This window comes from Segatella sp. (genome assembly GCF_977051555.1).
This window is the reverse complement of sequence record NZ_CDRSSE010000064.1, coordinates 1-13,983: the sequence shown is the minus strand read 5'-3', so window position 1 is coordinate 13,983 and position 13,983 is coordinate 1. Positions and strand designations below refer to the sequence as shown.

At 41.5% G+C, this 13,983-nt stretch carries 8 protein-coding genes; 6 read left to right on the top strand and 2 right to left on the bottom strand.

Features of this window, described 5'->3' with window-relative positions:
* Window positions 1-165: 165 nt before the first annotated feature.
* Both ACWJAO_RS12425 and ACWJAO_RS12420 read right to left on the bottom strand, forming a co-directional pair.
* Window positions 166-1,434: an ammonium transporter gene (locus ACWJAO_RS12425; protein WP_449140482.1), complete on the bottom strand. Its 1,269-nt coding sequence runs from the start codon at window positions 1,432-1,434 to the stop codon at window positions 166-168.
* 150 nt (window positions 1,435-1,584) lie between these two features.
* Complete coding sequence (locus tag ACWJAO_RS12420) at window positions 1,585-1,941, bottom strand: P-II family nitrogen regulator (RefSeq protein WP_449140481.1); 357 nt, start codon at window positions 1,939-1,941, stop codon at window positions 1,585-1,587.
* A gap of 453 nt (window positions 1,942-2,394) precedes the next feature.
* On the opposite strand from ACWJAO_RS12420, the gene dapF reads away from it, so the two are divergent.
* The 6 genes from dapF (at window position 2,395) to ACWJAO_RS12390 (ending at window position 13,874) form a co-directional block, all read left to right on the top strand.
* Window positions 2,395-3,240: a diaminopimelate epimerase gene (gene dapF / locus ACWJAO_RS12415; RefSeq protein ID WP_449140480.1), complete on the top strand. Its 846-nt coding sequence runs from the start codon at window positions 2,395-2,397 to the stop codon at window positions 3,238-3,240.
* A gap of 147 nt (window positions 3,241-3,387) precedes the next feature.
* Window positions 3,388-4,620, top strand: coding sequence for an LL-diaminopimelate aminotransferase (locus ACWJAO_RS12410; protein WP_449140479.1), 1,233 nt, complete (start codon window positions 3,388-3,390; stop codon window positions 4,618-4,620).
* Between the two features lie 44 nt (window positions 4,621-4,664).
* Window positions 4,665-6,854 carry a glutamine synthetase III family protein gene (locus ACWJAO_RS12405; RefSeq protein WP_449140478.1) on the top strand — a complete coding sequence of 730 codons (2,190 nt, stop codon included), beginning with the start codon at window positions 4,665-4,667 and terminating at the stop codon, window positions 6,852-6,854.
* A gap of 952 nt (window positions 6,855-7,806) precedes the next feature.
* On the top strand, window positions 7,807-8,913 hold the full coding sequence (locus ACWJAO_RS12400; RefSeq protein WP_449140477.1) for a hypothetical protein: 1,107 nt from the start codon (window positions 7,807-7,809) through the stop codon (window positions 8,911-8,913).
* A gap of 11 nt (window positions 8,914-8,924) precedes the next feature.
* Window positions 8,925-12,011 (top strand): hypothetical protein, encoded by a 3,087-nt coding sequence (locus ACWJAO_RS12395; protein ID WP_288575230.1) that lies wholly within the window; start codon window positions 8,925-8,927, stop codon window positions 12,009-12,011.
* Between the two features lie 9 nt (window positions 12,012-12,020).
* Complete coding sequence (locus tag ACWJAO_RS12390) at window positions 12,021-13,874, top strand: DUF6443 domain-containing protein (RefSeq protein ID WP_449140476.1); 1,854 nt, start codon at window positions 12,021-12,023, stop codon at window positions 13,872-13,874.
* Window positions 13,875-13,983 lie beyond the last annotated feature (109 nt).

Below are 13,983 nucleotides of genomic sequence, written 5' to 3'. Positions count from 1 at the left end.
CCGAGCTTGTGAAAGTTTGGGCTTTGTTGTAAATAAAACAGAAAACTTTCTTAAAGAACAAGACAAAAGTTTGCAAGTAGGCGTTTTTTGCGAAAAAGGGTGCGTCATGGACTTATGACACACCCTCATTGACCTAAATTTTATGCTGATAATCGAATTTCGCAATTAGTTGCTATACGCACTCTCACCATGCTCGTAGATGTCGAGACCTTCCTCCTCTACTCGCTTGTCAACACGTACTCCTACACTCTTATCTACTACCTTGAAGATAATGTAGGTAACTACTACGCTGTAGATGATGCTTACCACGGTGGCTACAACCTGAACCCAAAGCTGATGCCAGTCACCATAAAGGGCACCTTCAACGCCTTCGGCACCGGTTACATATCTTGTGGCGAAGACACCGGTGAGGATAGAACCCAGGATACCACCGATACCATGAACCCCAAAGGCATCGAGGGCATCATCATACTTGAACTTCTCCTTCACTACTGCTACCATGAAGAAGCAGACGATGGTGGAAATGATACCGATGCAGAAAGCACCTAAGATATCCGTACTGCCAGCTGCTGGAGTGATGGCTACTAATCCGGCTACAGCACCGGTACAAGCACCTACCGTAGTTGGCTTCTTGTTCACAATCCAGTCGATGAGCATCCAGGTGGTGGCTGCTGCAGCTGTGGCGATATGAGTGACGAGGAAGGCGTTGGCAGCCAGACCATCAGCAGCCAAACCGCTACCGGCATTGAATCCGAACCATCCCAACCAGAGGAATGACATACCCATGAACACGAAGGTGATGTTATGAGGAGTGATAGGATGACCTGCACGGTAATCATCACGCTTGCCTACACAGAGTGCCATGACCAGGGCGGCTACACCGGCATTGATATGAACTACGGTACCACCCGCAAAGTCGATGGCTCCCATCTCCTGCAGGAAACCGCCGCCCCATACCCAGTGGGCCATTGGAAGATAGGCGATGATAACCCAAAGGATGGTGAAAAGTACATAACCACTGAACTTGACACGCTCGGCAAAAGCACCGAGAATCAAGGCTGGAGTAATCAGGGCGAACATGCACTGGAACATAGCAAAGGTGAGTTCCGGAATGCCTGTAGGCATGATGGCATCCAGACCGATGCCGTGAAGGAAACACTTATCGAAACCGCCGATGACGCAAGCCAGAGGATTGCCCGAATCGGCATATTCTGTAGAGAAAGCCCAGGAATATCCGAAGGCTACCCATATCAGACTGACTACTGCCACGATGAATACCGTCTGCATCAGGATGCTGAGGATATTCTTCTGGCGCACCAAACCACCATAAAAAAGTGCTATACCTGGGATTGACATCAAAAGCACCAAGATGGTTGCCATGATCATCCACGCTGTGTTACCCGTATCGAGTGTTGTCAATAATAAACTGCTCATATTTTTTATCAAGAATTTAAGAATTATAGAATTATCATTGCTTTCGAGCAAAGCTAATCCTTTAGAATTCTGAATTAAAACTATCGTTTTGAATTAGAGAACAAAAAGAAACGAAATTCTTAAATTCTCTAATTCTTGAAAACAAAATCACTATTTTTCTTGCTCTGCATTATAGAGAGCAATGTCGCCTCGTTCGCCGGTTCTGATTCTTACCGTATCGAGTACAGGAATCACGAAGATTCGGCCATCTCCTACTTCACCGGTCTGTGCAGCGCCCTGGATGGCGGCGATGGTAGGCTCCACATTCTTATCACGAACCACAATATTCAGAAGCACCCGTTCGATGCTGCTGGTATCGTACATCACACCACGGTAAATGCGAGCCTGGCGCATTTTTCCCTCTCCTCTTACATTATAATAAGAGAACCACTCGATGTCTGCTGCTAAAAGCGCCTTCTTGACATCCTCGAATCTAGACTTGCGGATAATTGCCTCAATCTTCTTCATAATCCTTTAATAATTAATAATGTGTTAATACTTTTATTGATTGTCTCTTTCTGAAAACGGACTTTCATTGGTTGTTATCCAAATAGAGTCATTCTTTTACATTATGTTCGTTTTCGACTGCAAAATTAATACATTTTGTCAGCATTTTAAATAAAAAGCAAACATTTCATTTCTACTTTTTATCAGATATTTTAAATTTATCGAGGCTTATCCTATTCTCCTTACAATTTGTAAGGCAGAAGACGTTTTTATGATACAAATGTAAGGTAGTAAAAAATAATCAAGATTTTTGTATTTATTTTCTTGCATATCTCAACAAATCGTCGTACCTTTGCAACCGAAATCAAACAAATAGTCATCGAAACATTCGAAAGACTAGCAAAAAGTCAAATCTCTAAAGAGGTAAGACATGAGAGATAAAAGAAGAGTATTCAAACATAAAGAACAACGCAGATGAAAGAAACGGTTCATTTTACAAAGATGCAGGGAGCGGGTAACGATTATATATATGTAGATACCCAACAATACGATATCCCTGACCCAGAGAAGGCGGCTATTGCCTGGAGTGCTTATCACACGGGCATAGGAAGCGATGGACTGGTTCTCATCGGAAAGCCGCAAGACGGCAGAAGAGCAGATTATTCGATGCGCATCTTCAACGCCGATGGTTCAGAAGCGATGATGTGCGGCAATGCTAGCCGATGCATCGGTAAGTATCTTTACGAAAAAGGATTGACCCAAAAGGATACCATCCGACTGGAAACACTTTCGGGTATCAAGATATTGAAACTTCATCTTCAGGATAATAAGAAAGTTGTGGAATCGGTAACAGTAGACATGCTGAAACCCAAACTCGAAAATCCCGAGCAATTCATAGGTCCTTCGGTGCTCGAAGCTGACGGCAGAAAATTTGAAGGCACCTATGTTTGCATGGGTAATCCGCATTTCGTTACCTTCGTGGATGACATCGACACCATCGACATCGCCCACTATGGTAAAATCCTGGAAAGAGACAAGGCATTTCCCCAGCGATGCAACATAGAATTTGCACAAGTAACTGACACAGACGTCATAAGGACACGAGTTTGGGAAAGGGGAAGCGGAATAACAATGGCTTGCGGAACAGGAGCCTGTGCCACAGCTGTAGCCGCAGCCCTTACCAAGCGCGCTGGCAGAAAAAGCAGTATCGTGATGGATGGCGGAACGCTGGAAATAGAATATAGCGAGGCTGATGATCATGTTTACATGACGGGACCTGCAGCATTCGCCTTTGAAGGAGAAATCCAGGTGGAGGTTTGAGTGTGAAATGTTAAATGTTGAATGTTAAATTTAGCTGCACCAACAAAGTTAACACTTAACATTTAACACTTAACATTAAAATAAGATAGACGCAAACTTAAATAACAAATGGTCGATAATGACCGTAAATAAAAGGAGAAACAAAATATGGCATTAGTTAATGAACATTTCCTGAAGTTGGCCAACAACTACTTGTTTGCCGACATCGCAAAGAAGGTGAACGCCTACAAGATTGCACATCCTAAGCAGCGTGTAATCAGTCTGGGCATCGGTGACGTAACCCAACCTCTCTGCCCTGCCGTCATCAAGGCGATGCACAAGGCAGTGGATGAGATGGCTGAGCAGGCTTCTTTCAGAGGCTATGGTCCGGAGCGAGGCTACGACTTCCTCCGAGAGGCAATCATCAAGAACGACTTCCTGCCACGTGGCATTCATCTCGATGCCAACGAGGTATTCGTAAACGATGGAGCCAAGAGTGATACAGGAAATATCCAGGAGATTTTGAGATGGGATAACAACATCGGCGTTACCGACCCGATTTATCCGGTTTATATAGATTCTAACGTGATGATAGGTAGAGCGGGAGTCTTTGAGAATGGCAAGTGGAGCAATGTAACCTACATGCCTTGCGATGAAAGCGACGAGTTCATCCCTCAGATTCCAGACCACCGTGTGGATATGATTTATCTCTGTTATCCAAACAACCCAACGGGTACGGTCATCTCGAAAGAGGAACTCAGAAAATGGGTAAACTACGCTATCAAGAACGAGAGCATCATCCTCTATGATGCAGCCTACGAGGCATATATCACCGACCCTGACATTCCACATTCTATCTACGAGATTCGTGGAGCTAGAAAGGTAGCGATAGAATTCCACAGTTATTCGAAGACTGCCGGATTCACCGGTGTACGTTGCGGTTACACCATCGTACCAAAGGAGTTGAAGGCAAAGACATTGGCAGGTGAGGAAGTGGCATTGAATCCGATCTGGGACCGCCGCCAGTGCACCAAGTTTAATGGTACAAGCTATATCAGCCAGCGTGCTGCCGAAGCCATCTATACCCCAGAGGGTAAGGAACAGGTGAAGGCAACCATCAACTACTATATGGAGAATGCCCACTTCATGAGAGCAGAACTCCAGAAACTCGGCTTGAGAGTATATGGTGGCGAGAATGCACCTTATCTCTGGGTGAAGACGCCAAACAATACACCAAGCTGGAAATTCTTCGAAGAGATGCTTTATGGTGCCAGCGTAGTCTGCACCCCAGGTGTCGGTTTCGGTCCATCAGGCGAAGGCTACATCCGACTCACCGCCTTCGGCGAGCACGAGGACTGCAAGGAAGCCATGGAGAGAATAGCCAAATGGCTGGGAAAATAATTCAACACTTAACATTGAACATTAAACATTAAAAAATATAAGGTATGAGCAACTTAAGATTTGAAGCTGTTTCAGAGGCTTCCAAGAGAAAGCCTGTTGAGGTAACCGCTCCTAGCGAGCGACCAAGTGAATTCTTCGGTAAGAAGGTATTCAACCGACAGAAGATGTACAAGTATCTCCCTGCAGATGTCTATGAGAAACTGGTAGACGTCATCGACAACGGAGCACGTCTCGACCGTAACATCGCCAATGCCGTAGCCAAAGGCATCAAGCAGTGGGCTGACGAGAATGGCGTAACCCACTACACCCACTGGTTCCAGCCATTGACAGAAGGTACTGCAGAAAAGCACGATGCCTTCATCGAGCACGATGGCAAGGGTGGTATGATCGAGGAATTTTCAGGCAAGTTGCTCGTTCAGCAGGAGCCTGATGCTTCTTCTTTCCCATCTGGCGGTATCCGCTCAACCTTCGAGGCCCGCGGTTATTCTGCATGGGATCCAACATCTCCTGTATTCATCATCGACGATACACTCTGTATCCCTACTGTCTTCATCTCTTATACAGGTGAGGCTCTCGACTATAAAGCTCCATTGCTCCGTGCATTGCACGCTGTAAACGTAGCTGCTACAGAGGTTTGCCACTATTTCAACCCAGATGTAAAGAAGGTTGTTTCTAACCTCGGTTGGGAGCAGGAGTACTTCCTGGTAGATGAAAGCCTCTATGCTGCACGTCCTGACCTGATGCTGACAGGCCGCACCCTGATGGGTCACGATTCAGCCAAGAACCAGCAGATGGATGACCATTACTTCGGTGCCATCCCTGAGCGTGTTCAGGCATTCATGAAAGATTTGGAAATCCAGGCTCTCGAGCTCGGTATTCCTTGCAAGACCCGTCATAACGAGGTAGCACCAAACCAGTTTGAGTTGGCACCTATCTTCGAAGAGACCAACCTTGCCGTTGACCACAACATGCTCTTGATGAGCTTGATGAAGAAGGTGGCTCGCCATCACGGTTTCCGCGTACTTCTCCATGAGAAGCCATTCGCAGGCATCAACGGTTCTGGTAAGCACAACAACTGGAGTCTCGCTACAGATACAGGCATCCTGCTCCATGGTCCTGGCAAGACACCAGAGGATAACCTCCGATTCGTAGTCTTCATCACAGAGACCTTGATGGGTGTATACAAGCACAATGGTTTGCTCAAGGCTTCTATCATGAGCGCTACCAATGCGCATCGTCTGGGCGCCAACGAGGCACCTCCAGCAATCATCTCTTCATTCCTCGGCAAGCAGCTGACCGACCTTCTCGAGCACATTGAGAAAGCCGACAAGAAGGATCTCTTCACCATGGCTGGCAAGCAGGGCATGAAGTTGGATATCCCTGAGATTCCAGAGTTGATGATTGATAACACCGACCGTAACCGTACATCACCATTCGCCTTCACCGGTAACCGTTTCGAGTTCCGTGCCGTAGGTTCTGAGGCTAACTGTGCATCAGCAATGATCGTATTGAACACAGCTGTAGCCGAGGCTTTGACCGACTTCAAGAAGCGTGTGGATGAGTTGATTGCCAAGGGTGAGGATAAGACATCTGCCATCATCGACATCGTTCGTCAGGATTTGAAGACCTGCAAGCCAATCCGTTTCGACGGCAATGGTTACTCAGATGAGTGGGTAGAGGAAGCTGCTAAGCGTGGTCTGGACTGTGAGAAGAGCTGTCCTAAGATTTTCGAGCGTTATCTCGACCCTGCCTCTATCAAGATGTTCGAGGATATGGGCGTCATGAAGAAGAACGAGTTGGAAGCTCGTAACGAGGTGAAATGGGAGACCTACACCAAGAAGATTCAGATTGAGGCTCGTGTAATGGGCGACTTGAGCATGAACCACATCATCCCTGTGGCTACTCACTATCAGAGCCAGTTGGCTAAGAATGTGGAGAACATGATTGACATCTTCGGCGACGAGGAAGGCAAGAAGTTGACAGCCCGCAACATCAAGATTATCAAGAAGATTGCCGAGCGCACTCAGATTATCGAGACCGGTGTTGAGGAGTTGGTAAATGCCCGCAAGGTTGCCAACAAGATTGAGAATGAGCACGATAAGGCGATAGCTTATCATGACACGGTAGCTCCAAAGATGGAGGAGATCCGTTATCAGATTGACAAGTTGGAGTTGGCTGTAGCCGATGAGCTCTGGACCTTGCCTAAGTATCGTGAACTCCTGTTCATCCGCTAATCAGCAATGTCTTCCAACATAAGACATATTTCTGACAGATAAAAAAAACAAAGCTCTAACAAGAGCTACTCTTCATCAGATATAACAATTGAACGATCAATCTATTTCTTTTATTGGTTGTTTAAGTTTGCGCGGAGTGTGGTTGTGAAATCACGCTCCGCTTTTTATTATCAGATAGTTAGATTACTTTTCAGCCTCAACAAAAAAGGCTTCTAAAAACAAAAAGTCCCCCAATAGCCCCAAAAGATACAAAGAAATCACTCCATATTGAGACTGCCATTATACCTAAGTGATTTCTTATTCACCACTCATCATAATGGTTCCCGTCTCTAAGGATAATTGTTACTAAACCACAGATAATTGTTACTAACCCTAATAGAAATCTCCGTTCAATAGTATTGAACCTATATTCAAAAGTATTGAACGCACATTCAGAAGTTCTGAACGCACATTCAAAAGTAATGAACGAAACTTTCTACTAGGAAAAAGGACATTTTTCCTAATGACAACCAAGACTTTTCCTAAGATTAACACAAAATTAATACTGGAAGGAGGGAGAAAGGAGATAAGAGGAAGCCGGAAAGGACGACTTTGATGCTGCCACGGAAGCTATGACCACCATCACCAAAAAGCGTGCAGGCAACAAAGATGTGGCTTGCACGCTTTTTTCTTTTATATTCTTAAACATAACTTGAATTATTGTTTGAAAAGCTTTGTTCTTTTGCTTACAGACTGTAACTAAAATTTGTTAATTAATATTTTCAAGCCACTTTTTCAAGTTGGCTCATTTATTAATATTTTGGGAAGATAGGGGTAAATACCCATAACAAAAGACTGAGCAGTTACAGAATTGATAATTTTTCGTTAAATAAAGATAAAATAAAAGTCAATATTATAAGGCATAAGAATTATTTTCCTATCTTTGTAGGATAATATTCAATAATTTAGGCTTATGAAGCAGGTTCTACTATTTTGGGCATTATTGTTGGTGGCAACTTATTGCTACCCACAATCTGCGAGTGTTCTGACAAAAGCGAATTATTATCGGATAGATGATCAACTGACAAAGGAAGAAATTGACATTTCTGACCTTGACTTAAATAAATCAAAATTGCAGATATGCATAGATGACAGACTCCTGTCTAAGAAAAAAATAAGTCAAACTATCATGCCTTCTTCTGATTCTCTATCAGCTTTGATGAGCATAGAGAATTCTTCAAGACGTTATTTTAGGTTTGAAGAAAATGGTATGTTATTAGTGGGTGATGAGAACAAGTTGTCTAAGTGCAATTATGATATGCCCGAGAAATGGCTACCATGCATATTTTTGTCCCAAGACAGTATCTATGGTCTATTTAATGGAATAGGCATATACTGCAAGAGATTACCCTATCGAAAATTTGGCGATTATCAAACCAAAATTGTTGGATATGATCAAATTGTCTTCAACGGAGATACCCTGAATGATGTCGCCAGATTGCTAACGTCTAGGCGATATTTCATCAAATATTTATCACAAGATACATTATATTCAAATACTCTGCCCCAATTTACAACGGACAGTATTCTTTACAATCTCCATTCCACTGAATCTTTTGTTACGGAGATAGAGCTTCGTTGGTATGCCAAAGGGTACCGTTATCCTATACTTGAGCATTATACATTGAAAAATGAGAGGGGCATACTTCAAAATTCTTATACATTTTTTTGTTCTATAGGCGAACAAAATTCAATGCCTGATACTGAAAATGAAGCTATACGCTTACAAGCTTCTGAAAATGACAATACGGGAAGTACAAAGAGTGTTGTCTCAAAATATAGTATTGCCCAAAATAAGGAAGAGGCATCCTTGCTGATAAAATACGAATTGTCAGAAGCAGCAAATGTCCTTTTTATCCTAGCTGATACTAAAGGAAGCATCTACAAAAAGAAGCAACAAAAATCTAATGTAGGTGAGAACCTGATGGCTATAAGCTATTCTGGATTATCTTATGGGCAATACGTACTATATATAGAAGTCAATGGGGAAAGATTATCGGAAAAATTTACTAACAGATAAAGATTAGCAATATGGGAAGGAAAATAGATTTGATAGTGCTTGTTTTTTGCTTGAGTCTTTGCATAAAGGCTCAGATAAAACCTGTATTCAATGTATCTGGTCCTGAAGTGTCAAATTTGGGAGAGTATGGAACCATACCTGTCGGTCATTATACAGGAGTTCCTGACATTTCCATACCACTTTATAACGTTCAAATAGGAGATTATGAATTACCTATATCTTTGAGTTATCATTTGGCATCTGTAAAACCGACAACAGCCCCTGGTATATTAGGAGCAGGATGGAGCTTGAAAGCTGGTGGTTATATAGCCCGTTCTGTAAGAGGACGAACTGATGAAAAAATGGATGATCAAGGTATAGAGCATGGGTATTATGCACATGCAGACAAAATAGCACAATTAAATGAAAGTAACATTCAATCTCATTTTGTAAATTATCTAGATGTTAATAGTCATAATCTACCGAATAAAAATTGGTATGAATTAGCTGCCGACGAATTCAGTTTTAACTTCTGTGGCTACTCTGGAAACTTTTATTACAAAGGCAACGGAGAATGGGCTGTTATTTCCGACCAAGACATCAAGGTAGAATTTGTACCTACCACAGATTTTTTGTCCTTGGATGATGTAAGCAAGCGAATTCCAATAAACAACTGGAATTGGCGGAATATGAACCAGCGTTTTTTTGGTCGCTTTACTTTGATAACTCCCGATGGATGCCGTTATGAGTTTGGTGGCATTAATGCTATGGAATTTAGCATACCCTACTATGCAAGAAACAATAGCGATTTAGTAGCTTCGACTTGGATGCTGTCAAAAATTACAACCCCCTCTCATCGTGTCGTTTCATTCACATACGACACAAATCCTGTAATGGCAAATATAAAGTATATGCCTCAGTATAGCGAAGTTTACAAAGGAAATTCTAGTAATCAAGAAATTTTTATGCAAACAGGCTTGAAAGGATTTACAGGTTTTTTATTGTATCCTGTTAATTTAAAAAGTATATCAACCCAAAATGAAACCATAACATTGGATTACCAGAGGGATTTGGCATACTCCACGAATTTTGGTCGTCACTCAAACTGTCTATATTGGAATACAGCAGGATATGATCGCCAAGATATCTATCTTCCATCAGATAGACCAGAAAATCAGTTCTTGACTCTGTTTAAAATAGATGAAGGACTAGGTAGTCTCTCTATGGATAAGGCAATTGCATATAGTCTCAAACACTATTACCTGCATCGCATAGCCATAAGAAATCTTTGTGGTGGGCAATCCAGGAGCATCTACTTTGATTATAAATTATATCAAGAGAACCTATTATCGTTAGTTACCTTCAGGGAAGGAGTTCCCGATTTGATAAAGCGTGATATTCAAGCCCCTCACCCTGAAGATTGCATTACAGTCTTGGACATACCAGAACTGCCAGATACCGTCAGTGTACCAGAGTATAAATTCCGTTATATCTCACAAGATAAAGGACAAGTGGCTTATGGCATATCAAAAGTTGATTCATGGGGGTATTATTGTGGTGGTACAAATTCAATAACTGCCATTCCTAGTTTTGGCATACACCTTCCAAACGTAATTTACATGAAGAAAGGTGTTCTGAGTTCTATTTGTTACCCAACTGGAGGACGCTCTAATTTTGACTACGAATATAACTCTTACTCAAAAGTTGTAAGCGACAATTCCCACAGCATATTGAATCATTCTTGGAGTCCTTCTGGAGGATTAAGAATTAAGGAAATCCAGAATATTGATAAAGATGGGGCAACAACTAGTATAACACGTTACCATTATAAAGAAAATATCGGAGACTCTGATTCTAAGAGTAGTGGTATATCGAAGGGACGTCCATGTATAAAATATAGTATACAGCAAGGAGACTTGACTTATGTGCAAGCCTCTGAAGGAGGCATGTTCCCAGATATAACCAATTATAATTCTCCTGACGTGGGCTATTCTTGTGTGATAGAGGAAACCCTTGACTCAGCTAAAGTATCGCAAGGCTACATTAAGTATCGCTATTCCAATTACGACACCGACATTTGGGGGAATACCCATAAGGATGTAGACTGTCACTATGCAACAGAAGGCTTGGCTCATACGCCATTGGCAGCATTCAGTAGCCGCTCTTTCGAGCGTGGAAAGTTGCTTTCAAAAGAATACTATTCTAAGGAAGGCAAGTTGTTGAGAACCGAAAAAACGGCTTATACACGCGTAAATGATAATGAGCTGTTGATGCTCAGCGAGAATTTCTTGTCTTATTCTAAGGTAACTGGAGGCTATCCTGCTATTTCCAAGGAAAATCTTCTTGCAGGTATTGTATATGGGACAAGATTATGCGCCTATTTGCCCACGAAGAAAATCATAACAGAAAATTATGACGGAGGAACATACTCGGAAACTTGCACTTATACATATAACTCTTCCAAACTTTTGACCAAAGACAGTATATTATGTAGTGATAACAACTGGATAGTGAAAAGCTATACATATCCCGCTGATGTCAGCAACTATAAATGGATGTCAGACAAGCATATATTATCACCATTGGTATCAATGCAGACAAGCAAAAATGGCAAGTTTCATTATGAAGAGAATGTATATGGGAATAAAAATGGCATTCCTTATATTAGAAGTAAGCGTTATGGCAGAGACAAGAATAATTATCGAGAAGAATATTTCATAAGTAAAACCGATGATTTTGGGAATCCTCTGGAGATAACACAAGACGGAAGAACATCCATCTTGCTATGGGGGCATTATGGACAAAGGCAGATTGCAAGATTCGACAATGTTACCTATCATAGGATGCAAATCTTACTGGGCACAGCACCTGAGACATTTTCTAGACTTCCATTGAACCAATTGAATTATCAGAAAATATTGGGAGTGAGAAGAAAAATACCAACGATGCAGTCTACAATATATCAATATGATGGCAATATGCAACTTCGTTCGCTAACAGACATCTCTGGCTTCACCAATTATTTCAAGTACGACTTCTTAGGACGATTAAGGGAAAAGTATTTCTTTAATGGGAACAAACAGATCTTAGAGTCATACGATTATCATTATCAAAAATAGCAAAGACTTATGATAGACAATATTTCATACAGAATTGCCCTGATTTTATTCTTGTATATGCTGAGCCACAAGATGGTTCTGGCAGGCAATACCTTGGACCCTATTGATGCGCAACCAGTTTGGAACTTTAGCAAAACTGACTCTGCTAGTGCGACATTAAGCTATGTCATGGGGGCATCTTCAAACAACAATAATAAAATAAAAATACACATTGACGAAGTTCAACGCCTTACACTTTATTGTAGAAACTTTACATATAAGCCAGGAGTTAATGGCAAGAAATTAGGCAATAACGATTATCAACTGATTCTTAATCTAGTTCAGGAATCAAAGGGAGATGCTGAATATCCTTATTCTTATAGCATACCTTTTGGTTTCAAGCAATCTGGTGACGCCGTGATATGCAACAACAAATGTACAATAGACTTGATAGAGGGTGATTACACTATAAGCTATCTAGGATTCTTGGGATTCTTGAAGGAGCCTGACGAACCCATTCACTTCTTTAGCCCTCCCTTTATGACGATCAACAACATTTCTACAATTGTGTTAACTTGTTCTGCTGGCGACATAAAGGAGGATACGACTTCTTTTACTCCAGCATACCCATCTGTGCACTCAGCAGACACAACACCTTGCATATCACACAAAAACAATTCCAATGAAAATTACGTCGTGTCTATAAAAAATAGGGTACAAGATAGATTAATAGGAGATAAAGTAATAACATATTTTGATGGATTTGGCAGACCTATAGAAACTGTAAATTGTAATGCCAGCCCTAACAAAAACAACTGGGCAGCTTATACGGAGTACAACTGTTTTAATAAGCCTATCAAAGAATGGCTAAATGGAGTTGTATCTCAAGATGCTGCTGGTAATTTTGTAATCAAAGAAAATGTAGAGGCAGCTTCGGTAAGTAGTAACAATGATGCAGAACCATATTCAGTATTTGAGTACGAGGCGTCGCCTTTGATGCGAGAAGCAGCAATATCTGGTCCCGGAGAAGACTGGCACAGTCGAGGAAAGAAGAAAATCATTCAGCATCTCACAAATACACAGAACAATCCTGATAGTCAAGTTTGGCATTTGTCTGTATTGGACAAGACAGGACTTGATTGCACCATCAAGGCAAACGGTTTATATCAGACAGGAACATTGAAGGGTGTTTTTACTAAAGACGAAGACGATTGCATGTCTATAGAATTTAAAGACAGGCAAGGAAATGTTGTGCTTTCTAGGCAATTTGACAATGAGGGAGGACGTGTTGACACATACTATGTCTATGATGATTATGGACTTTTGAGAGCTGTGCTTCCTGCAATGGTTTCAACATCAATAACAAATGGAGAGATTGATGAAGACCGAATCAATCTTTATGCCTATCTCTACCAATATGATTCCAAAGACAGGCTTGTCGCTAAAAAATTACCCGGCGTTGAATGGAAAACTTTTGAATATGATAATTTTGATCGCTTAGTTTCTGAGCAAGATGGTGTCCAGCGCAAGGATGGAGAAAAGACTTTCCATCTTTACGATGTACATGGTCGTGAGTGCTTAACAGGAATCGCAACAGCAAAAACTGACTTGAAAAATTCCACAGTCATTTACGATGGAAAGAATGAATTTACTAATGGTTATCAATGCTCTACAAGTGCTTGTTCTGGAATTATGTCCGTATTAAAGACCTTTTATTATGATAATTACGATTTTGCCAAAGGCTGTGACTTACCTGTAAGAAGCCTCACCTTGAGTGGCTCTAAGATACCCCAAGGAAAGTTGGTTGGCATGAAAGCTTTGCGTTTGAAAAAGGAATTCTTTCCTTTTGAATATGATACACATATATACCTCAGTTCGGGATAAGAAATAGTGCCTAAAAAAGTTGGTAATCTCCGATATTTTTTGTATCTTTGTAGTTGAAATCCAATTAGTTACAAACATAAAAAGATATCATTATGGAGATTACCAAGGA

Bases quoted from the DNA above. Each gene is read 5' to 3' on its own strand.
- ACWJAO_RS12425 (WP_449140482.1), bottom strand. From the start codon at position 1,434: ATGAGCAGTTTATTATTGACAACACTCGATACGGGTAACACAGCGTGG.
- ACWJAO_RS12420 (WP_449140481.1), bottom strand. From the start codon at position 1,941: ATGAAGAAGATTGAGGCAATTATCCGCAAGTCTAGATTCGAGGATGTC.
- dapF (WP_449140480.1), top strand. From the start codon at position 2,395: ATGAAAGAAACGGTTCATTTTACAAAGATGCAGGGAGCGGGTAACGAT.
- ACWJAO_RS12410 (WP_449140479.1), top strand. From the start codon at position 3,388: ATGGCATTAGTTAATGAACATTTCCTGAAGTTGGCCAACAACTACTTG.
- ACWJAO_RS12405 (WP_449140478.1), top strand. From the start codon at position 4,665: ATGAGCAACTTAAGATTTGAAGCTGTTTCAGAGGCTTCCAAGAGAAAG.
- ACWJAO_RS12400 (WP_449140477.1), top strand. From the start codon at position 7,807: ATGAAGCAGGTTCTACTATTTTGGGCATTATTGTTGGTGGCAACTTAT.
- ACWJAO_RS12395 (WP_288575230.1), top strand. From the start codon at position 8,925: ATGGGAAGGAAAATAGATTTGATAGTGCTTGTTTTTTGCTTGAGTCTT.
- ACWJAO_RS12390 (WP_449140476.1), top strand. From the start codon at position 12,021: ATGATAGACAATATTTCATACAGAATTGCCCTGATTTTATTCTTGTAT.